Below are 21,907 nucleotides of genomic sequence, written 5' to 3'. Positions count from 1 at the left end.
CATACCATGTTAAAAAAGAAGGCTGTTCCCAAGCGAATGTTACATTCGACAGGGGACAGCCTTCTTGTTTAATCCTACAATGTTATAACGCAGCTGGAACTACTACACATGGCCACCGGCCAGCTTGCTGGTGGAGGTGGCAAGTACCGTTTCCTTAGTCTCTGCAATCGAAGCCGTGCTGCCCTGCTGGAGCTGGTACATTTTAAAGTACCTTCCGCCCAGGGCCATCAACTCGTCATGGGAACCCTGCTCCACAATTTCTCCACGGTGAAGGACCAAAATCTGATCGGCGCTGCGAATCGTGGATAAGCGGTGAGCGATGATAAAGGTCGTGCGCCCACGCTTCAGTACCTCCAGAGCTTCCTGGATTAAGGCTTCCGTCTCCGTATCGATGTTAGCGGTGGCTTCGTCGAGAATCAGTATGGCCGGGTTGAACGCCAATGCACGGGCAAAGGAGATTAACTGGCGCTGTCCGGCGGACAGCGTGCTGCCTTTCTCCAGAACCGGCTCATCAAAGCCTTGCGGAAGATGAGCGAGCAGCCGGTCGGCCCCTACGTCGCGAAGCGCCTGCTCCACCTGTTCCCGCGTGATCCCAGGATCACCGAGGCTGACATTCGAAGCAATCGTGCCGGTGAACAGGTACGGGTCTTGCAGCACGATGCCCATATGCTTGCGGAGCCATTGCTTCGGAATATCGGTAACGGGCTGCCCATCAATGGTAATCGTGCCTTTCTGCGGGTCATAGAAACGGAACAACAGATTGATGATGGAACTTTTGCCGGAGCCGGTATGACCGACAAGCGCCACGGTTTGGCCCTGCTTCGCTTCAAATGTAATGTCTTTTAGCACATAGTCATTCTTGTATGCAAAGGAGACATTCTGAAACTCCACATTTCCTAAATACCGCGGCATGCTGCCGTCCGTTACTTTTTCGCCCGTTTCATCCATCAGCTCGAATACCCGTTTGGCGGAGACGATGGAGGTATCGAGCGCGGCCAGCTGGTTGACCATGCCCGTAATCGGCTGGAACATGCGGCCAAGCAGATCAACGAAGGCGTAGAGGACGCCGATCGATACGATGCCGGCACCGTTCAATGATGCCGAACCGAAATACCAAAGAACGACCACAAAGGATACGTTACGCAGCACATTTACCAGATTGTGCGTGGTGAAGGAGTTCAGATTGAGCATTTTGTTCTGATGGGCCATATAGTCCGCATTCAGGGACTCGAACTCTTCTTGGGTCGCTTTTTGGCGGCGGAATACACGAATGATGGCCATACCCTGAATGGATTCATTAATGATGGCGTTGATTTCGCTCAGCCGGGAGCGGATGACCGTATTGTATTTGGTTGCGAATTTACGGTACAGGATGGTCCATACAATCAGCATTGGAATAACAAACAAACTGATTAAGCCCAATCGAACGTCCAGAAGGAACAAGGCAACATAGACACCCGTGATATAAACGGCGCCAGAGCTGAAGTTGGATAATACCGCAACAAACAGGTCCTTTACCGCTTCGGTATCATTGGTTACCCGGGAAACGACTTTGCCCGCCGGTAAATTATCAAAGAAGTTGACGGGCAGCCGCTGAATATGGGCATATACATCGGTACGCAGCTTCTGAATGACCCGGTTGGCTGCCGATTGCAGCCAGTAGGTTCTGCCGAATACCGTAATCATGGAGATCAGCAGACAGATCAGGAACAGGCCGACGAGCTTGTAAATGCTGGGCAGCTCGGGTTTATAAAATTCAAACAGCTGTTCTTTGGTTAATTTGACGGCCGGATATTGCAATTCTTCCGAGGCATAGGAAATCGTCAAAACACCATCCTGGAAGGAACGGTTTCCTTCCGTTCGGGCTACCGGCTCATCAATGAAATAGAAGCTGCGGCCAGCCTGAACGAGGCGTACTTCCTGTCCTCGCGTTTCTCCTTCTTGAAAGCGATCCTCACGTTTATAATAGGTTCCATTATAGGATGCAGCACCTTGGGCTTGCGTCGTCTCATAATAGGGACGCTCGATGCCCAGAATATGCTCGTCGATCATCGTTTTTGCGATGAAGGGCCCAGCAAGCTCTGCGGCAACACCGATGGCCAGCAGAATCAAGGCGGTAATGAAGGTGCCCTTGGCCGTTAAGGCATAGCGGAACAGCCGTTTGGCAATTCCGGATTCATTCGAGATGGTTGTATCGTTAGGAGTCAATTAAGACACCTCCTCGGAGGTCAGATTGTTTTCTACCTGCTGGCGTTCGAATTGCTCACGGTACCAGCCGCCGAGCTCCAGCAGTTCATCGTGGGTTCCCTGCTCCGTGATTCGACCGTCCTCCAGCACCACGATGATATCGGCATGCTGAACGGCCGAGAGTCGGTGCGTGGAGATCAGCGTCGTTTTGCCGGCGCGTTTGCTCCGGATATTATCGATGATTCTGGCTTCCGTCCGGGCATCCACAGCGGACAAGGAATCGTCCAAAATTAAGATGTCAGGGTCGCTGATAAAAGCTCGGGCCAGTGAGACCCTTTGTTTTTGTCCGCCGGATAACGCCACCCCTTTTTCGCCGACAATGGTGTCAAGGCCATCGGACAGGGTAACCAGATCGCGGTCAAAAGCGGCAGTTGTAATGGCATCCATAATGAGTTCGTCGCTGGCATCCTTTTTGCCGAATTGGATGTTCTGGCGCACCGTCTTGGAGAACAAAATCTGCTCCTGGGGAACGTATCCGATCCAGCTGTGGAGCTGATCGGTCGCCAGCATCTCCATGGGGATGTCGGAAATGAGGATTTCGCCGGTTCCGGTAGGGTACTCATGGAGAAGCTGCTTCAGCAGCGTTGATTTGCCGCTGCCCGTGCGTCCTACGACGCCGAGCGTCTGGCCTTTTTCCAGTGTGAAGTTAATATTTTTCAAATTATCTATCGTAGAGGTCGGGTAACGGAAAGTGACATCCTTGAATTGAATTGTATCCGGAACCTTCACGTCTACAGGGCTCGCGGCGTCGGTAACATCCGGCGGGGTCTTTAAGGTTTCGTTGACCCGATCCAGTGAAGCGTTTCCGCGCTGCATAATGTTGATCAATTCCCCGATGGCGAACATCGGCCAAATCATCATCCCGAGGTACATGTTGAACGATACGAGATCTCCGAGTGTGATTTGATTCTGGAACACGAGGTACACGCCGTAGGCTAAACCGATGACGTAACTGAGACCAATGGAGAAATTGATGGTCGGTTCGAATAAGGCGTCTACTTTGGCTACCGCCAGATTTTTACGATATACATCATCCGTAATGTCCTGGAATCGCTGCTGATCGGCGCGTTCTTGTACATATGCTCGGACGACGCGCACACCGGCTACCGACTCCAGAACCTGATCGTTCATGTCACCGAAGGCATCCTGCGCCAGTGTGTAGCGCTTATGAATGGCTCTTCCGTAGATGACCATGCCAATGGCAATGATCGGCATGGGCAGTATAGCGGCCAGCGTCAGCTGCCAGCTGACAATGAAGCCCATGGCGAAGAGGACGACAATCAAGTATATGGTGGAGTCGGTCATGACGAGCATTCCGAAGCCGGCAGTTGCTGCCACGGAGCGAAGATCATTCGTGGCTTTTGCCATGAGGTCTCCGGTACGGTTGCGTTCGAAAAACGGCGGAAGCATCCGCAGCAAATGGTTCATGTACCGGGTACGGAGCAGGCGTTCCACGAGGTTCGCTCCTCCGAACAAACGGTGCATCCATATGTAAGTGGCGCAGTATACGACAGCAACGATGCCGAGAATCATGAGCAGATATTGAACGAGGGAAGCCCACGTTATGGAACTGCTGACGATATCGTCAATGGCGTTTCCGAGCAGAAGCGGCGGCAGTAGCTCAACCAGTCCGCAAAAGATGAGAAGCGCAAGGCCGATCAAGTAACGCTTTTTTTCTTGCTTGAAAAACCAGCCTAAATTTTTAAGTACGGCAAACACATTATCCCTTCCTCTCGTAGGTCGTTCTGACATCATATCATCCACAAAAACCAAAAAAAGCACATCATCCGACGACGGACGATATGCTTCATTAATTTTGAACTTATCATACGCACGGTGATCCTGACTTCCGTGCAACGGTTAGCAGCTTCGTTCAGATCATTCTGGCAACGAATGAACGAGGCTTGATGATGATGAGACAGCACCATTGGGGAGTCGATCCATATTTAATTGTAGGAAATGATGATCAAGATGATCTTGATCCATTGCAAACAGTTTCAACATGTCACTCACCCTTTCTTCGTAATTTACATTTTATTCAAATCGATCTCGTATGGACTGAATTTTATCACCATGAACTGGAATGTGTCAAACTTATTTTTCAGGATCACTCGCAAGATATTCGATAGTGAAGGTAGGTTAGAACCTTATGTCACTATTTTATTATCAAAATGATTTGTATCCTAACCTACGTATGCGTTATGATAATATTGCAACTATATATGGATACCGTCCCTAAGATCTCCGGTCTGCTAATAGATAGGGGTCAACATATTATGACGTCTAAGGAGGGTGTACGACACATGCAAATTCAAGTCAGCGATCAGGCGGCACGATGGTACAAGAAGGAACTAGACCTTCAGGCAGGCACGTTCGTTCGCTTCTTTCCACGATATAGCTCAGGCGGAGGCCTCCATCCCGGCTTTTCGCTCGGTATTTCGGTAGAAGAACCAAGAGAAGCGGGACTGACGGAGCGTTCCGAAGAGGTAACATTCTTTATGGAAGAACAGGATCTGTGGTATTTGAAGGGATATACGCTACGCGTGAAATATGAGGAATCCTTGGATGACATTTCGTATATTTATGAAGAAGAGGGCGCAGTGAATTAACCTGATGAGAGACTGCAGCGCCATCTAGGGAAAGGAGGTTCCCAAGATGAGCGTATATCACCGTGATATTCGCCAATACATCGGCAAACGTTCGGTGGTTCGTGTGAAAGCGGCGGTGCTTGTGCTGAACGATAATGGAGAGATTCTGCTCCTGAAACGGCAGAACAAGGACGAGTGGGGACTTCCAATCGGAACCCTGAAGCCCGGCGAAGCTCTTGAAGACACAGCGTCCAGAGAGCTGTGGGAGGAGAGCGGCCTGACAGCGGATGATATGCGACTCTTGGATCTTGTATCTGGTCCGGAGTATATGAAGAAGCAAATTGGTGGAGATGAAGTGTATTATGTGATAGGTGTGTATGAGGCAACTGGTCTGCACAGTGCCATTCATTTGTCCCCTAATACGGAAGTATCTCTTAAATATTTTGATTTTCAAGCATTGCCCGCAATGGATGCGATCACGGTCCGCTTGCTGGACAAGATTAAAAAGAACAGCTGAGGCTTAGTTAGTGGTGGCAGTTTTATACGCTTTAAATTCCCCGCATGGGGAATTTTTTTCGGTCAACATGAGGAGTCCCTGCCCCATTCAAACCGGGGGGAAGGGACTCCTTTTGCCATGCGAAGGTGTGCACATATGATCATTAGGGCTGCCCGGACAGCGGGACCTCCAATGCAAAGTCAAAATCGTCGATATCATATACCTGAACGGGAAGAGCGCTTTCGACGATACGCTGAATCAATTCGTATTGATCAGTCAGTATGGGAGCCTCGGCTCTTTGGGATGCCAGCAGCAGCTCAGTTTCAACAGGATCAAAGGATTCCCCATAAGGTGCGGTGTCCATGGTGTTCATGACCGAGACCCGAGTAGTTTCACTAACGGGAATGGTAGGGCTCTTGGACCAGGGAACCTGCAGTGCACGCTCAATTTTCTTTTTGTTCAGCGGCTCTTCAAAATAGGAAATCAATTCGCCGATCTTTATCTTGACGTGCTGGTCATCAGCACTGCTATTCATGAGATGCTCTTCGGTGGTATGAAGCTCATATAATTCCAAAATGGTTGTGTACGGAATGATATACTCGACGGGTTTCGGTGGTACTAACAGCTGACCGTAAATAGCCAGCATGACGGCCTCCGTCACGAAAATTCTGGTCATGACTAAATCCTCCTGCAAGACATGATACAATTCATAAGTTTAGAACTAATAAAGCATTGAAGTTCATAAATGTCAACTGCTCTTCGCCTAACAAGCGTGTGTATCCTACTTAACAATAACGTCCATCGACTTACTTTCACAGAAGACAGACCGCGGGTTAAAGGTGCTTTTCTTGCGATTATTGAATGGATTCAGCTTCGCAGAAAACTCGTAAATTCTATAATCTAAAGAAAGGGGCTTTGATCACCATTGAAATCATGGAAAATCTATTATCCGTTTGTTAAGCCATACATGAAGTGGATCATTCTGACCCTTATTATTGGCATGATCAAATTTGCAATTCCGTTATTACTGCCCATGATCATGAAATATGTCGTGGATGATTTGCTGATCAACCAGCAGATGACGATCGAACAGAAAATTCAGGATCTGATGTGGATTCTTGCCGGGACACTGGTGCTGTTTGTCGTGGTGCGTGGTCCGGTGGAATACTTGCGGCAGTATTTTGCCCAATTCATTACCAGCCGTATTTTATTCGATATGCGTAACCGGTTATATGCCCATCTGCAGCGGTTATCCCTCCGTTACTATCAGAATACCAAGGTAGGCGAGGCGATATCGCGTTTTATCAATGATGTGGAACAATCCAAGAACCTGGTGGAAGTCGGTATGATGAACATCTGGCTTGATATGTTTACACTGCTGTTCGTGTTAATTGTCATGTTCTTCATGAATCCCGTATTGACGCTGGTTGCCATCTCGATTCTTCCTCTATATGGACTAGCGGTGAATTTGTTGTATAAGCGGCTTAAACGTCTGACTAAGGACCGGTCGCAGGCTCTCGCCGGCATCCAAGCGTATCTGCATGAACGGATTCAGGGGATCTCGGTTATCCGCAGTTTTACCCTGGAGCGTTACGACCAGAAGAAATTCGAAGGGATCAACGGCAATTTCCTGAAAAAAGCGATGGCCCAGACCCGCTGGAATGCGCTCACCTTTTCCATTATCAACACGCTCACCGATATTGCGCCTATTCTGGTTATCGGTTATGGGGGATACCGGGTGATCCAGGGAGATCTGACATTAGGTACGTTTGTTGCCTTCTTTGGTTATCTCGACAGGCTGTATGCGCCCCTTCGCCGTCTGATCAATTCGTCAACGGTGCTAACGCAGGCTTCAGCGTCGCTGGAGCGGGTCAAGGAGCTCATGGACGAGCCGTATGACATTGTGGACCGTCCGGATGCCAAAACGCTTAAAGCAGCGGGACAGATCGAATTCGACCGTGTCTCCTTCAAATACAACGACGCTGCCGGGTGGGTGCTTCAAGATATAAACTTAACCATTCGGCAGGGGCAGACGGTTGCGTTTGTCGGCATGAGCGGCGGCGGTAAATCGTCTCTGATCGGACTGATTCCGAGATTCTACGATGTACAGCAGGGCGCGGTGAAGATTAACGGCCACGACGTCAGGGATTTGACGCTGGACAGCCTGCGCGGATCGGTGGGCATGGTCCTGCAGGACAACTTCCTATTCAGCGGCACTGTCCGTGAGAATATTCTGTTCGGCAATCCGGAGGCGGATGAAGAGAGAATCGTCGCCGCTGCCAAAGCTGCCAATGCGCATGATTTCATTACCCAGCTGCCGCAAGGCTATGAGACGGAAGTGGGTGAACGCGGCGTCAAGCTCTCTGGCGGACAGAAGCAGAGATTAGCGATCGCTCGTGTCTTCCTCAAGGATCCGGACATTCTGGTGCTGGATGAAGCGACGTCGGCGCTGGACTTGGAGTCCGAGCATCTGATACAGCAGGCGCTGCAATCCCTGTCCAACAACCGCACCACATTGATCGTGGCCCATCGCCTGTCAACGATTACGCACGCCGATCAAATCGTTGTGCTGGAGAATGGCAGAATTACAGAGCAGGGAACGCACGGCGAGCTGATGAACCTGGATGGAAGTTATGCCAGACTATATAACGTGCAGCATCTAGAGAGTTAATACGAAAGACCCGTCCTTCTGAGGCATGGTGTTGGGCCATGCTTCAGGGAACGGGTCTTTATTTTTGAGTAAAGGCTTATTTCTCGATATTCTTGAATACCGTATCATAGGTCATCTGAATATATTCTAGCGTCTGCCCGTGTAATACCATATTGTTCACTAAGGTGATCAGCAGGAACAGAATCATGATGCCGGTCAGAGCTTGTTGAATCCGGAAATTCTTCGTTTTGGCAATAAACAGCGCTGCAAGCACAAACACGGCAAACAGATAATGTCCTGCGTACAAGTACAGATCGTAAGCATAAGTGGCCAAACCGAACCCAACGATGATGTGCAGCAGAATCGCGAACAGGATATAGATGGCAAATGCCCAGGTGTCGCGGGAGCGGATGCCTTTCATGAAGGACAGAATCGCAAGAATAAGCATTCCGATCCCGACGATATGGACATGAATCGGATACGGCTTGGCCAAATTCGTCACGAATGCCGCGATCCCCGGATCAATCATGGCAAGCTCCGGCGACAGGATCGGGCTTACAAACAGCATGTAGAAGACCCGGGAATGGTGCTCGAATGAAAAAGGAGAAACATAGCTGAGCGCACCGTTTTGAACGCTTGAAAACACGTTGGCGATCCAGGACTTACCTGAGAACAGCAAGTGTTGAAGCAGGGTTACGATAATCACCATCCCCAGAAAAGCCAGCATAATGAGGATGAAGCGTTTAAAGGCATCCTTCCAGCGTCGATCGAACAGACTGATCAGGAGCGCACCTGCGAACGTTGCCACATTCGTAGACGTGATGCCGAAATTAATCAGGGCCAGGGAGGCATTCGGCATGACGGCATATCGATTCGTGAGCCGGCAATAGTGTAAGTAGGCGGCTGATAAGATGATCATGAACTGCGCATAAGCATAGGAATCCGGTATGAACGCCGTGAACAGCGTATACGAGCTGATACCGAAGAAAGCCGCCGTTACGAAGGACAACAACCAGCCGGCTCCGCTTCTTCGGACGATATAGTAGACCAGCGCAGCGCTTAAGGCATTCAATACCGATTGAATCAGAAGATAAGGGAGGTTCGCACTCCCGATCATCATCGTTAACGGACTGGTCAGGAAATTAATGAATGGATGGATGATCGAGATATTCTCCGGTCCATATTCCATGGAAGGATCGAAGTTGAACAGATTCAATGTGAAAGGCGCACCATAGAACGGGCTGTGCGGCATCAACTCGGCTGCATGATCCTTAATGTAGGTCACGAACGGAAGGTTCATGAAAACATACCATAGGACAAGACAGATACTTAGGCCGATCGCCGTGTAATTATCTTTTTTATGTCGGAATAAATAACTGAAAAAAGTCATGTTTTACGCTCCACCAATCTTTCCATTATATATGTACTGTGAAGAGGCTTTAAGCTGCGTTCGCTTACCAGATCAGCAGAAGCAATCCGGAAATAATAAAAGCGACGCCGGCGATCTTGCGGATCCCGATGGTTTCCTTGAATACCCATTTGGCAAACAACAAGGCCCACAGGAACGTCAGTGCGTTGGCAGGCATAACCAGCGTATAGGGAAGCTCACCCAGAAGGTATATGTTTAACAAGGCTCCCAATCCGTAACTAAGAAAACCGACTAGCAGCAGCTTGATTTGTTTGTTTGCGGTATACCCCTTGAAGAATACGCTCCCCAGCGAGCCAAGCAAAGTCATCAGAAGCAGGAGCAAGTATAGGAATCCGTCATTTTTCATAGGACGTTAATGTCACCCCGATTCCGAGCAGGGCGACGGCTGCCAGTTTTTGCAGGGTTAACGGTTCATCCAGAAAAAAGTCACCATAAAACAGAGCCACAATATAGCTGATGCACATTAGGGGATAGGCAACGGACAGCTTCTCCAATGAAAACGATTTGATCATGAGTATGGCTCCGAGGCCGTAACAGATAAAGCCGATTCCCATATACAGCAAGTTGGCGTGTCCCCATTTCCAGAACAGCTGGCCGGTAGCCGTCAAGAATGCCGATAAGACCATGAACAGCTTGCCCAAGTGGCGCGGGGCGCTCTGCGCTTTTATCTGTTCCATCTTAATCCCTCGCATCCCTGAGCGGATTTGTGATTGATCAAATACTTGTGTTTGACGAGCCCGAACATCGGGAGGTCGGACAAGGAGTCGGAATAAGCGCAGGAAGCTGCATAGTCAATGGTCAGCTGCCGCTCGTTCAAGTACTGCTGAATCCGGTTCACTTTTTCCTCCCCCTTACAATTGTTCCCTTCGATCATCGATGTAAAGCGTCCGTCCCGTACGGAAAGCTTGGTAGCGATCACCGTGTCGACACAAGGAAGCTCTGCAAAGTATCTCATGTAAGCATCGGGGGACGCCGTTACAAGGAGCACATGATAGCCCTCGCTTTTTTTTCGCTGCATTTCCTCCAGCGCAGCCGGGAAGATCGCAGGTTTCAATTCCGTTTCGTAAAAATGCTTCAGGTCGGCATCATCCATATGGCGCACCGCATGAAAATAAGCGCTCTTTGCTTTTTCAGCTCCCAGAAGACGGAGCTTGTACAGTACGGAGTGAAGCAGGATTTTCAGTATAACGGGGGCCGTGGACGGTTTTTTTCGTATGCCATACTTTAAAAATTGAAACATGGAGTCCGAATGGATGACCGTTTTGTCGATGTCAAAGATTGCGAATTTCTGATTCATATCATTTCCCTCAATTTACCGATTCTGTATTATTCAAAGTATACCAAAATTCCGATGACGCTGATGACATAAAGGATCACGGTGACCAGGATGTGAGCGTCCTCCAGGAGCACCCGGTCCGGAGCCCCGCCTTTTTTCTCGATGTGAATCAGATAAAGATAGCGGAACATCCCGTAGATAACGAGTGGTATGGTCCACATAAGATGAACGGTTCTGCCGGACGTAAAGGTAAACAGCGAATAACTGATGATGGTTGCTGTGGTGACAATGCTGCTCATCTGATCCAGCAGATCGAACGAATATTGATCGAGCACCTTGCGGTGAGAGCCCTTGTCATGCTGCAGCAGATGAAGTTCATGTCGTCTCTTGCCAATCGCCAGGAAGAGCGATAACAGCATCGTACAGAGAAGAAACCATGGCGTGAACGGGACGTGGATGACCAGTCCGCCTGCGATGGCACGCAGCACAAACCCGGCCGCGATAATCATGATGTCAATGATGACAACATGCTTCAGCCGGAAGGAATAAGCTACGTTCATGGCAAAATAGAGCACCAATAATACGGTAAACAGCGGATTGAGCAAATAAGATATGACCAGCGAAGCGATCAGCAGCAGCGCGCCGAATCCAATAGCCAGCTTAGGCGGCAATGCACCCGAGGCCATGGGACGGTATTTTTTCACCGGATGGTTGCGATCCGCTTCGCGATCGGCATAATCGTTCACAATGTAGACACAGCCGGAAACGAAGGACAACAGAAAAAAACCGATCAGGGTGTCGAATAGCACGCCGGGATTTACCCCTTCAAAGGAGAAGAGGGGAGCTGCAAATATGAGCAGGTTTTTGGTCCATTGCTTAGGCCTCAGCTGCCTGAAGAGCAGCATGGGAAGCTGTTTAAGCGGAGCAGCGACCGATTCGGTATTCGTTGAAGACAATGGTGTTACCTCCTGATACATCATATTTCATAAGGATTTACGAGAAATAGCGCTAAAACACGATAGCTATCATACCATAAAATAGACTATATATGGTAATGATCCGTTGGTTGCGAAGCTTACATATAGAACAAATAAACCTCCCCAAGCGTTCACGAGTTGGCAGGGAGGTTATTGTTCTGCTTATTAATTGCAAAAAGAGAAGGCTGCATTCGGTTCCTCATGATTTGCCGATCAACAGGGACAGCAGACCGGCCGCAATGAGCGGCCCGACGGGTACGCCTCGGAACAGGGCTACCCCAAGCACCGTGCCAACGAGAAGACCCGCAACCACGGTGGGATTGGTACCCATCAGCGTGGCACCCCGGCCGCCCAGGTATGCGACAAGCATGCCGACGGCGATGGCCAACAGCGATTTCCAGTTCAGGAATGATTCGCCGATCGTTTGCAGACTCATCTTTCCGCTGGCCAGCGGTGACATGACACCTATGGTGAGAATGATAATGCCGAGTGTCAGTCCGTATTTCTCCAGCCATGGGAATGCTTGCTGAAAACCGGTTACGCGGATGAGAAGCAATGCCAGCATCGCAATGGTCACGGCAGAATTGCTGCTAATAATACCAAGTCCCGCCATAGCCAGCAGGATGAGTGAAGTTACGTCCATGGGGAATCACTCCTTATGTTTAAGATATCAGAAAGTTAGACTACGAAGCGTATACCTTCCTGATATCGTAAGAAAAACATCATAAAAACCGGCCTGTCCTCAGGGAATGCACGACGTTTATCGTTTAAGCGTCCGAAGCCAGATGCTCAGCAATCAGGCGACCGTGTAATCTGCCTGTCTCAATGAACACCTCATTGGCGTTGCGGCCGGATGCAATGACGCCTGCGACATAGAGTCCCGGAACGTTGGTCTCCATCGTATCCGGATTATAAAGCGGCTTCTCCATGTCTTCATTCAGTTCAACGCCGGAGGAGGCAAGCAGCTTGCGGTCAGGACGGAATCCGGTCAAGGCCAGTACAAAATCATTCTCAATGATTGTTTCCTGGCCTTGATTCGATAAAACGGTAATGGAAGATTCCGCGATTTGTACGACACGCGAGTTCAGGTGAAGCTGGATATGACCTTTTTGCACCATGCTGTCAAACAGAGGACGTACCCAAGGTTTGATGTTTTGTGAAACTTCCTCACCCCGGTATACCATCGTCACCTCGGCTCCGACCCGGATAAGCTCCATGGCAGCATCTACGGCGGAATTGCTGCCGCCGATGATCGCGGTTTTCATTCCTGCATATGGATGGGCTTCCCGGAAATAATGGGTTACTTTCTCCAAGTCTTCTCCGGGAATGCCAATATAATTCGGATGATCAAAATAACCCGTAGCAATGACTACGTGTTTAGCTTCTCGAATGGACTCTACACCACCGCGGCGCTGGGTCTTCACCTGGAAGCTCCCGTCGGGCTGCTTGGTTATGGTGAGCGCTTCTTCGTATGGGGAGATTTTCAGATTAAAGTGTCTGGCAACTCTGCGATAATAGGCCAGCGCCTCGTGCCGAAACGGTTTATCATTCGATATGGCGAACGGAACATCTCCGATTTCAAGCATTTCAGCCGTACTGAAAAACTGCATATGTGTTGGATAGAGATAAATGGAATGAACTACATTGTGTTTATCGATGATCTCGCAGCTGAGGCCCTGGTTGCGGCATTCAATGGCAGCTGAGAGACCGCATGGGCCTGCGCCGATAATTAAGACGTCGAGCATGGTGAACCTCCTTATGTATTAGCCTTGCGTTTAGATCAGCATTATAATCCTACAGCAAATAAGAGGATAAATCCAGATTGGGCGGTATGGAGCCTGGCTGAATTGACTTCAAGCATAAAGGATTTGACAAACACCATCAATTTGATTACCATCTAATTAGATTAATATTAAATTAGATGGTTATGAAACTTGTTATTAGGAGGGAGGAAAAAAAAGATGGAAACGACTGCTAGCGAAGCCTATAAAACAACCGTTCTCCGGAATTTTATAGCGAAAGACGGAACGCTGCGTTCCATTCCGGCCCAGTACAAGAAGAAACTCGTCATATTGGAATACCTGGTAGAGCAACTTGAAGCGGGGAAGGAATATCCGGAAAAGGATATCAATGCGTTTATCAAGCGTTATTATGCCGATTATGCGACCATTCGGCGGGAATTTATCATGCATCAATATATGAGCCGTGATCATGAAATCTATATACGTAACCCGCGCGAGTTATGGACCCAATGGGAAAAGGTTTAAATGGAATTATCACAAAAAGCCACCTTTCACTGCCTAAGCAGTTGAAGGTGGCTATTGTATATAACGATCCGTGTCATTATTCCGTATAAGTTCGATTAGAAACCGGCAGCAGCCTTTTTAACGAGCTCAAGACCGTTCTGAACGATCATTTCTGCTTCATTAGGGAATTGGTTGTGGCCTTCGATGATCAGGGTTTCGATATCCTGTACGCCCCATTGACGAAGATTGCCCATTACGAAGTTAACAGCCATCTCAGCCGCAGCCATAGGTCCTTCGGAATAGTTGCCGCCGCGCGCATTCAGGATGACGACTTTTTTGCCAGTCACGAGACCTACAACGCCTTGAGGGGTATATTTGAACGTTTTGCCTGCTTGGTTCAGGTAGTCGATATAGGTATGAAGAACGGCAGGTACGGTCATGTTCCACAATGGGAAAGCAAGCACGATTTTGTCTGCAGCAAGAAACTGGTCAAGATATTTGCTCACATTCGATGCAGCCGCCTGCTCTTCCGGTGTAGCTTCCAATCCTTGGGCAGCTTTAAACATACCGTTGATGGCAGTGCTATCATAATAAGGAAGATTCTCTGCAAAAAGGTCAAGCTCCGTGATGTGGTCTTCCGGATGGCTTGCTTTGAAGGACTCCAAAAACGCATGGTACATTTTTACGCTTACCGATTGTTCGATAGCTCTGTTGTTTGCTTTGATGAATAGTACATTAGACATGTATGAAAACACTCCTTGTTGTTAGGTTTACTTTATAAAGTATAGTATATTTCATTTTTATTGTTTGTCAACAACGTCTCAATGTACGATATCGATATTACCGGAGTACGTTTCCACTTGGATGGTATCGGTTGTTTCTTTCAATGACTCCGGCGCCGAGACGGATCCCGACAGTGTCTTAAGGTCATAGAAACCGCGGAATGACGGGTCAGGCTGTACTTTCACGTTGCCGGATCTGCACAGGATATTAACCGATGAAACGCCAAGCAATCCTGCGTTTACGTTACCGGAAGTGACCTCGATGTCCAAGGGACCTTCCATATTTTTCAGCACGACATTTCCCGAATGATTGACGAGCCGGGTGGATGCCCGAATGTCAGAACCGCGAATGCTTCCCGAAATGTTCTCAACGCTTAACTGCTCGGCTTGTATTCCGCTCAAGTTAATGCTGCCTGACTTCACGGAGATGTCAACCACCTTGGAGGAAGCTCCGCTTACCTGGATATTATCGGAGATGGTCGACAAATCGAGTTCGTCCAGTTGCGTGGTTGATGGAAGCACGATGGTCAGTGTTCCTTTCGGTGAACGAAAGTCCACACTCATCAACTGAAAAGTGGAAGGAGTAGTCAGATCCAATTTCACCTCAAAGCCTGATGGATTAAAGTTTTTAAGAATATCGACATGCTCCGGTTTTAATTTGCCGTCAAACGCGATATATCCGTTCGAATCGCCGCTGTCCTCAAATGCGAAGCTGATATTAATATTGCTGGCAATCGTTAATTTCTTCAAATTTTCGGCATCCTGCAGATCCCATCGATTCTGATAGCTGACAAGATCTTCTCCGAATTTAAACTTGTTCGCAGCCATGCCGACGATTCCTACCAATATAAGTGCGATTGCTAAACTGAACAACCATTTTCTGTTCACTGTGCGTCACGTCCCTTCAATAAACGCGTATTCCATCTGGAGTACCTCAAGGTTAACGATAACAACCCAACCATGGCTGAGCGTGTGGCATATCCGAGGAAGATGCCGATTCCGATCAAAGAGATAGATAAGAATAATTTGGCCGGATAAAACGTTCCGTTTACGATATAGTCAAGCAGAACGAGCACCGGGCTCAGCAAGGTTGCCAGGGCTCCCAGAGCAATAGCGACGCCTCCGGACCATAATGCCGCAAGGAAGGGGACTGCCACCAATGCACAGAAGAACAAACCGACTCCTACTGCATATTTTCCAAAAGAAGACGGTCTTCGGATCGCTGCCGGAGCAGGCATATCCATATCCACATACCGGTCGCCTAACGCTTCCTTAGCCATCTCAAAAGGATCTCCCAGTTCACGGGCGATTTCCTCTTCAGTTCGTCCATTCTGCATGCCAATGACAAAATGGGACGCCACATCATGAATGAATTCCCGCCGTTCGTCGGGAGGAAGCGCGGCAAGACGCGATTCCAAAATTGCAATAAACTGTTTTTTAGTCATACAAATTTCCTTCCTCTATCAGATTGGTCACATTGCCCACAAAAGCTTGCCATTCCTTTACCAAGGCTCTCATATAAATCACTCCGCTGGGCGTCAGCTTATAATATTTACGGGGCGGACCCTCGGTCGATTCCTGGAGGTACGTCGTACAATAGCCTTCATTAACAAGTCGGCGAAGGAGAGGGTACAACGCCCCTTCGGCTACCTCAATATGCCTCGATACCGCTTGAGCCAACTCGTAGCCATACTGGTCCTTGCGATGGATTAACACAAGCACGCAGAGTTCAAGAACGCCTTTTTTGAATTGAATACTGACATTCATACGGCAAATACCTCCTTTCATAAGTCCATGTTCATGCTGTAAACATGAGGTAGTGATTAATATTCAGTAGTGGTTCTACAATAAGATATCACTAAGTACTGATTAATGCAAGGTACTGATTATAAAATGGGTTATTACCAAAACATCGTCGAATCATAAGAAGCTTTGTTGAACGTAAGAAAGTCTCGTTTAATCTTGAAAAGGCACGGTTAATAGAAGTTATCAGAACATAGGGTCGTTTTTCCAAGATAAGAATGGAGGGATGAACAGTATGTCCATCGATCGGTTTATATTAAAAAAATTGGACAGTTGCCAGGAGATGACAACGCGGAGAAATCTCGTGAAATTGTTTCAAATCCGAATTCAGAGAGCGCAGATAGCCGAGGATCGTCATTACGGGTTATAATGGAGTTAAACAAAAAAAGGGCTATCCCTCTTTTTTAAAAGAGAGATAGCGCAAGAGAGTCGTTTTCGCTTTTGCTGTGAAGAATTGCCTCGGATCCCTCGATTTCAATGCTGATCAGGGAGTTGAGGCATTTTTGCAGCGCCTTTTTGCCGGTTTGAATTTTATGGTCAAGCGCGCTGGTTAGCAGTTTTAATACTTTCTGTACCGGCTGCTTGCTATCCGTTGTAAAGTATACGGGAACCGGCTTATTTTGGAACATGATAAGTGTTTTCATATCAATCACCTCACGAAAGATTTTTCATGATATTTGCATTATAAATTGCCAATCTTAAAATAACCTTAAATTCATAGAATTAATCAGCATCATTTTTCAGAGCGTGACATTTTTGTGAACGACGCTGTTTTACCGACGAAAAACCCGGGTTTACCCTATAATCAATATATAAATAGTCCCTCAGGACTAATAAACCCGCATGAAAAATAGGAAATAGGAAATATGACACAAATTGACAGAACTGACCCTGGGATGATATTATTACAATAATGTAACTATTTTTTGTAACTATTGAAATAGGTGATTGGACTTTGCATATGGAATAAACATAAGGATTACCATGTTTGGGAAGGCAGGTTGGCTAGATGATACTCACCGTGATCAGCGGTCGAAATGAAGATGATTGGTTTGATATCGACGTACCCGATGAGTGCTCCATTGAACGGTTGAATGAGCTGCTGGGGCTACGTCTTTTTCGTGAACCCTCGGGTGAAGGGATTCAATATATATTAGAAGCAAAGTTCCCGGAAGGCTTGTGGTTTACGGTAGGCGGCCATTCTAACCTCGTTGAAGCGGGACTTAGGGAAGGCTCCTATATTCGTTTGCAACGGGCATTCTCAACAACCACCGAGGAAGCTCCTGTCTATGGCAGAAGATCGTTGTTTCAAGAAAGCTGAGATTGGGTAAGTAACCCATTGGTTTTGAATGAAACAGCCACATACATAATTGTACATTTCAGATGCTCTGGATTAGGAGGAAGTGACTTATGAACGTGTTGTACCAACGTTCGCCGCGTATTAGACCGGCTTTACCGAATGAAGACATGGAGATTCTGAGACCGCCGTCCGAGCCGAGCAAACCGTCGTTTTCGATGATTGCCATCATTATCCCGATTATTATGACGGCTGCGACGGTCGGTTTCTATGTTTATATGAACGTGAGCGGCAAAATGGGGAATACCAACTACATGATGTTCCAGATGCTCTCCATCTTTATGATGCTGACATCCTACACGCTGCCGTTCTTCATGTATTTAAGCAACAAGAAGACCTATCAGAAGAAGCTGGCTGAACGAAATCAGAAGTACCGGGCACAGCTTGATCTGCACCGCGAAGAGCTCAAGGAGCGGCAGGAGGATCAGGTACACATTCTGTTTGAAATCCATGGCGATCCGGACGTGTGTTACAACGTCGTAAAGAACCGGAGCAGCAGCTTATGGGAACGCTCCCCGGAAGATAAGGACTTTCTGGAGATTTGCGTGGGCAAGGGAGAGGTTCCGTTTTACATTAACGTAAAGCCTCCCCGCGCGGATGGGTATGACAAGGACCCTTTGATCGAAGCAGCTGAATTGCTGTCTTCCGAATTTCAGTCCGTCGACGATGCATCGATTGCGCTGCCGTTATTCGAATCCAAGGTCATAGGGATCGTAGGCGGAAGAGAGCGCGTATTAAATATGCTGCGCGTGATGATGGCCCAAACGGCTGTGCGGCACTCACCCGATGAAGTGAAGATCGCCGCGTTCTACGAAGAGAAAGAAGCGAGCGAGTGGCAATGGCTGCGCTGGCTCCCACATACGTGGGATGATGATCGATCCAGCCGCTATCTTGCGGATCGACGGAGCAATGCCCATCAGCTTGCGGATGAAATATTTACTCACTTATACCGGCGTAAAAATAATCGTGCCGAGCATGGGAAGAAAACGATTGAGACACCGGCATACGTGGTGATTTTATCCGCTACCCAATTAATCGAGGAAGAACCGCTGCTGCCTCTGTTGATGGAAGATGCCGAAGCGACCGATGCGGTTACCATCATCTTGTCCGACCGCAAGGAAAGCTTGCCGATGCACTGCCAGCTTATTGTAGAGGTTGACCGGGAGCAGGCGGCGTATACGATTAAGAAAGCAGATGGCACGGTCTCCAAGCAAACTTTCCAATCCCATCATATTAGCAGGGAGCAAATCGAAGCCTTGGCCCGATACATGGCGCCGATCCGGCTGAAACGATCCTCTGCGTCGGATATCCCAAGCGTTTTGGCACTCTTCGAGATGATGGATATTCAAAAAATCAACGATTTGGATGTACACAGACGCTGGCAGCAGAACCGATATCCGGATTCATTACCCGTTCCGATGGGAGTCCGGGCGGGCGGAAAGAAGATTAATTTGAATCTTCATGATAAAATAGAGCGTCAAGGTCATGGACCGCACGGTCTGATTGCGGGAACGACCGGTTCCGGGAAAAGTGAGGTTATTCAATCCATTGTTGCCTCCCTGGCATCCGAATTCCACCCTCATGACCTGGCATTTATGCTTATTGATTACAAGGGCGGCGGCATGTCGAACACGTTTGTTAACTTGCCGCACGTTGTAGGAACCATAACGAATCTGGATAACAATCTAATCGAGCGCGCGAAGGTGTCGCTGAAAGCCGAGCTGGTTCGCCGCCAGAAAATATTGAACGATGCGGGAAATCTGCAGCATATCGACGAGTACTACAAGCTGCTGCGCAATCGGCATGGCGAACCGCTTCCGCATCTCGTTATTATCATTGATGAATTTGCACAGCTGAAGAAAGACCAACCGGAATTCATGGATGAATTGATCAGCATCGCCGCTATTGGACGAACACTCGGAGTCCATCTGATTCTTGCGACTCAGAAGCCGGCGGGCGTCGTGGACGATAAAATTTGGAGTAATTCGCGCTTTCGGATCTGCCTTCGGGTACAAAGCGAGGGCGATAGCCGTGATATGCTGAAGATTCCGAATGCAGCCTGGATTAACAAGCCCGGACGAGGCTATTTTCAGGTGGGCAGCGATGAAGTGTTTGAAGAAATGCAATTTGCCTGGAGCGGTGCTCCTTACATTGAAGAGAAGGATACGCCTGGCGCAGTGGTTATTCGGGAGGTGCGAATCAACGGGAAGAGTGAGCCTCTGCTTGCATCTAATCCTTCCCTGGGAGCGCATCTGGAGGTACCCAAACAGCTCCAGGTGTTTATCGACCATGTAGCGGAAGTTGCCGAAGAGCAAGGAATCGAACGGCTACAGGGGCCTTGGCTTCCACCGCTTCCGGAGAGCTTGGATCTGGAGAGCATTCAGTCCGGGACCGAGCTGCAGAAGCAGGAGCTGTTCGGTGATTCGGCGCTTGTGTCCTACGTCGGGATGGTTGATGATCTGCCAAACCAATGCCAGAAGCCGTTGATGCTCAATCTCGAGCAAGGCCACTGGGCCGTGTACGGCATGCCTGGACTTGGAAAGACCACCTTTATTCAAACGATGCTGATGTCGTTAGCCAGTCGGTACACCCCGGACTTTTGGCATGGGTATATCGTGGATATGGGCCGAATGATGCGGGACTTTACAGGGCTTCCACATATCGGAGGAGTCATGACGGCGGAGGAAGAGGATCGCATCAAGCGCCTGTTCCGTTTTCTGACGAAAACGGCGGCGACTCGCAAGGACATGATTGCCGAAGCGGGTGTGAAGACTGTTGCATCCTATCGCCGGGGCAACACAGGACCCGTTCCGCAGCTGGTCGTGGTTATTGACGGTTATCTGAATTTCCGGAACTCGTATCCGGATGAGAATGATATGCTTGAATACCTGCTGCGAGAAGGCGGCAGTCTGGGAATAACGTTTGTCATTACGGCGAACCGAATTTCGGATATGTTTGAGAAGGTTCGAAGCAACATCTCGCAAGCAGTGTCGTACGAACTGGCCGATCCTGCTGATTACTATTATGCGGTGGGGCGTCCAACAAGAGCCCCCAGCCAGCTTCCACCGGGAAGAGGTCTGGTCAAGGGGCAGGTGCCGCCGCTTGAATTTCAGACGGCCTTGCCGGCTTCAGGCCAGGAAGAGGGGGACCGCTCCGCAGCGCTCCGCGATATGATTCGCACTCACCGGGCAGCGTGGCACGGGGAGGAAGCGCCGCGGATTGAGTCACTGCCGGACAAGATTCCGCTTCATCAACTGCTGAAGGTACAAAAGCCTTACGAAACAGCAGGTATGGCGAAGTACCGGGTTCCTGTCGGAGTGGCTACGGATGATTTGACTCCTTTTGCTATCAATCTGGAGGATGGGCCGCATTTTATTGTGGCGAGTCCGATGGAAGGCGGTAAAACGTCATTCCTTCTTAGCTGGATGTTATCACTTGCATATCATACATCGCCGGATGAGCTGGAAATCTATACGGTAGATACGCGCTATGGTAGCAGCGGTCTGAGTCGGATGAATCATCTTCCGCATGTCCGTGGACATGCGGAGAATGAGGAAGACCTGGCTCCGCTCATTTCAGGTCTTTATGAACGGGTTCAAACCCGGTCGAAAGACAGTGAAGACCCGACGATCCTGCTTATGATTGATGACGCTGACGTGCTCAGCAAGCAGCTTTCCGATTTTACTTTGAAAGACCAGCTGTCAGCCATCGTCAGACAGGGGAGGGACCGCCGGGTACATGTTATCGTTGCCGGTGTGCCGGCCGATTTCCCGACGTATGGCGTCGATTGGTTTACTGATATTAAGGCTGCACAAAACGGATTTTTATTCGGAACATTGGATTCCAACGATTTATCGTTCTTCAGAATTCCTTTTTCCGAATCCGCTAATAGTCCTGGAGGACTAAAAATACTCCCGCCAGGACAGGGGTACTACGTAAAACGCAAATTTTCCAGAATAAAAGGCGCAGTTCCGTTTGATGACGAATGGAACGCCCAAAGATGGGTCACAGAAATTCGCGACCGATGGCATGTTGTAGTTTGAGGGGAGGTGGCTC

Annotated in this window: 21 protein-coding genes; 6 read left to right on the top strand and 15 right to left on the bottom strand. The window is 48.7% G+C overall.

The features are described 5' to 3' along the window. Nucleotides 1–102: 102 nt before the first annotated feature. Together MKX98_RS21445 and MKX98_RS21440 are read right to left on the bottom strand one after the other, a co-directional pair. The gene (locus tag MKX98_RS21445; RefSeq protein WP_339218275.1) at nucleotides 103–2,208 is read right to left on the bottom strand and encodes an ABC transporter ATP-binding protein; all 2,106 of its coding nucleotides are present in this window, start codon (nucleotides 2,206–2,208) and stop codon (nucleotides 103–105) included. Further along, nucleotides 2,209–3,966 carry an ABC transporter transmembrane domain-containing protein gene (locus tag MKX98_RS21440; RefSeq protein WP_194544869.1) on the bottom strand — a complete coding sequence of 586 codons (1,758 nt, stop codon included), beginning with the start codon at nucleotides 3,964–3,966 and terminating at the stop codon, nucleotides 2,209–2,211. It abuts the gene before it with no gap. Nucleotides 3,967–4,550: 584 nt separating this feature from the next. On the opposite strand from MKX98_RS21440, the gene MKX98_RS21435 reads away from it, so the two are divergent. Together MKX98_RS21435 and MKX98_RS21430 are read left to right on the top strand one after the other, a co-directional pair. Continuing rightward, nucleotides 4,551–4,856: a HesB/YadR/YfhF family protein gene (locus MKX98_RS21435; protein WP_100537990.1), complete on the top strand. Its 306-nt coding sequence runs from the start codon at nucleotides 4,551–4,553 to the stop codon at nucleotides 4,854–4,856. 46 nt (nucleotides 4,857–4,902) lie between these two features. Then, complete coding sequence (locus MKX98_RS21430; RefSeq protein WP_113058703.1) at nucleotides 4,903–5,352, top strand: NUDIX domain-containing protein; 450 nt, start codon at nucleotides 4,903–4,905, stop codon at nucleotides 5,350–5,352. Between the two features lie 142 nt (nucleotides 5,353–5,494). On the opposite strand, the gene MKX98_RS21425 is transcribed toward MKX98_RS21430, so the two are convergent. Further along, nucleotides 5,495–6,007, bottom strand: coding sequence for an ADP-heptose synthase (locus MKX98_RS21425; protein WP_113058704.1), 513 nt, complete (start codon nucleotides 6,005–6,007; stop codon nucleotides 5,495–5,497). Nucleotides 6,008–6,256: 249 nt separating this feature from the next. Here MKX98_RS21425 and MKX98_RS21420 point away from each other — a divergent pair, with 249 nt between their 5' ends. After that, on the top strand, nucleotides 6,257–8,002 hold the full coding sequence (locus tag MKX98_RS21420) for an ABC transporter ATP-binding protein (RefSeq protein ID WP_339218271.1): 1,746 nt from the start codon (nucleotides 6,257–6,259) through the stop codon (nucleotides 8,000–8,002). Between the two features lie 76 nt (nucleotides 8,003–8,078). Here the strand turns inward: MKX98_RS21420 and MKX98_RS21415 are convergent, their stop codons facing one another. From MKX98_RS21415 to MKX98_RS21385, 7 genes are all read right to left on the bottom strand, one after another. Then, on the bottom strand, nucleotides 8,079–9,371 hold the full coding sequence (locus MKX98_RS21415; RefSeq protein WP_339218270.1) for a DUF6080 domain-containing protein: 1,293 nt from the start codon (nucleotides 9,369–9,371) through the stop codon (nucleotides 8,079–8,081). 64 nt (nucleotides 9,372–9,435) lie between these two features. Further along, nucleotides 9,436–9,756 (bottom strand): EamA family transporter, encoded by a 321-nt coding sequence (locus MKX98_RS21410; protein WP_194543505.1) that lies wholly within the window; start codon nucleotides 9,754–9,756, stop codon nucleotides 9,436–9,438. Then, nucleotides 9,746–10,087, bottom strand: a complete 342-nt coding sequence (locus MKX98_RS21405) for an EamA family transporter (RefSeq protein ID WP_127592435.1) — start codon at nucleotides 10,085–10,087, stop codon at nucleotides 9,746–9,748. Before MKX98_RS21405 ends, MKX98_RS21410 begins: the two co-directional genes overlap by 11 nt. Then, a complete protein-coding gene (locus tag MKX98_RS21400) occupies nucleotides 10,075–10,707 on the bottom strand; it encodes an HAD family hydrolase (RefSeq protein ID WP_339218269.1) in 633 nt (210 codons plus the stop codon). Before MKX98_RS21400 ends, MKX98_RS21405 begins: the two co-directional genes overlap by 13 nt. Nucleotides 10,708–10,736: 29 nt before the next feature. Then, nucleotides 10,737–11,591 (bottom strand): decaprenyl-phosphate phosphoribosyltransferase, encoded by an 855-nt coding sequence (locus MKX98_RS21395; RefSeq protein ID WP_233355120.1) that lies wholly within the window; start codon nucleotides 11,589–11,591, stop codon nucleotides 10,737–10,739. Between the two features lie 271 nt (nucleotides 11,592–11,862). Next, nucleotides 11,863–12,306, bottom strand: a complete 444-nt coding sequence (locus MKX98_RS21390; protein WP_071220196.1) for a DUF441 domain-containing protein — start codon at nucleotides 12,304–12,306, stop codon at nucleotides 11,863–11,865. A gap of 124 nt (nucleotides 12,307–12,430) precedes the next feature. After that, nucleotides 12,431–13,408, bottom strand: coding sequence for a YpdA family putative bacillithiol disulfide reductase (locus MKX98_RS21385; protein WP_194543502.1), 978 nt, complete (start codon nucleotides 13,406–13,408; stop codon nucleotides 12,431–12,433). Nucleotides 13,409–13,624: 216 nt separating this feature from the next. On the opposite strand from MKX98_RS21385, the gene MKX98_RS21380 reads away from it, so the two are divergent. Further along, nucleotides 13,625–13,930, top strand: a complete 306-nt coding sequence (locus MKX98_RS21380; RefSeq protein ID WP_339218267.1) for a DUF2087 domain-containing protein — start codon at nucleotides 13,625–13,627, stop codon at nucleotides 13,928–13,930. 95 nt (nucleotides 13,931–14,025) lie between these two features. Here the strand turns inward: MKX98_RS21380 and MKX98_RS21375 are convergent, their stop codons facing one another. The 5 genes from MKX98_RS21375 to MKX98_RS21355 all read right to left on the bottom strand — a co-directional run bounded on the left by MKX98_RS21375 (nucleotide 14,026) and on the right by MKX98_RS21355 (nucleotide 17,138). Beyond that, nucleotides 14,026–14,652 carry an FMN-dependent NADH-azoreductase gene (locus MKX98_RS21375; RefSeq protein WP_194543501.1) on the bottom strand — a complete coding sequence of 209 codons (627 nt, stop codon included), beginning with the start codon at nucleotides 14,650–14,652 and terminating at the stop codon, nucleotides 14,026–14,028. A 78-nt stretch (nucleotides 14,653–14,730) separates the two neighbouring features. Continuing rightward, nucleotides 14,731–15,579, bottom strand: coding sequence for a DUF4097 family beta strand repeat-containing protein (locus tag MKX98_RS21370; RefSeq protein ID WP_339218266.1), 849 nt, complete (start codon nucleotides 15,577–15,579; stop codon nucleotides 14,731–14,733). Further along, on the bottom strand, nucleotides 15,576–16,136 hold the full coding sequence (locus MKX98_RS21365) for a DUF1700 domain-containing protein (protein ID WP_071220201.1): 561 nt from the start codon (nucleotides 16,134–16,136) through the stop codon (nucleotides 15,576–15,578). The genes MKX98_RS21370 and MKX98_RS21365 overlap by 4 nt, the downstream gene beginning before the upstream one ends. Continuing rightward, on the bottom strand, nucleotides 16,129–16,458 hold the full coding sequence (locus MKX98_RS21360) for a PadR family transcriptional regulator (protein WP_071220202.1): 330 nt from the start codon (nucleotides 16,456–16,458) through the stop codon (nucleotides 16,129–16,131). Before MKX98_RS21360 ends, MKX98_RS21365 begins: the two co-directional genes overlap by 8 nt. Before the next feature lie 440 nt (nucleotides 16,459–16,898). Further along, nucleotides 16,899–17,138 (bottom strand): hypothetical protein, encoded by a 240-nt coding sequence (locus MKX98_RS21355; RefSeq protein WP_006211206.1) that lies wholly within the window; start codon nucleotides 17,136–17,138, stop codon nucleotides 16,899–16,901. 365 nt (nucleotides 17,139–17,503) lie between these two features. On the opposite strand from MKX98_RS21355, the gene MKX98_RS21350 reads away from it, so the two are divergent. Both MKX98_RS21350 and essC read left to right on the top strand, forming a co-directional pair. Next, nucleotides 17,504–17,815 carry a hypothetical protein gene (locus MKX98_RS21350; protein ID WP_071220203.1) on the top strand — a complete coding sequence of 104 codons (312 nt, stop codon included), beginning with the start codon at nucleotides 17,504–17,506 and terminating at the stop codon, nucleotides 17,813–17,815. Between the two features lie 89 nt (nucleotides 17,816–17,904). Beyond that, nucleotides 17,905–21,894 carry a type VII secretion protein EssC gene (gene essC / locus MKX98_RS21345; protein ID WP_339218264.1) on the top strand — a complete coding sequence of 1,330 codons (3,990 nt, stop codon included), beginning with the start codon at nucleotides 17,905–17,907 and terminating at the stop codon, nucleotides 21,892–21,894. The last annotated feature ends 13 nt before the right edge of the window (nucleotides 21,895–21,907 follow it).

The sequence above is a fragment of the Paenibacillus sp. FSL W7-1332 genome (genome assembly GCF_037969785.1).
Lineage (GTDB): Bacteria > Bacillota > Bacilli > Paenibacillales > Paenibacillaceae > Paenibacillus_AQ.
Note: the sequence above shows the minus strand (reverse complement) of the source record. Positions and strands in the feature narration are given on the sequence as shown.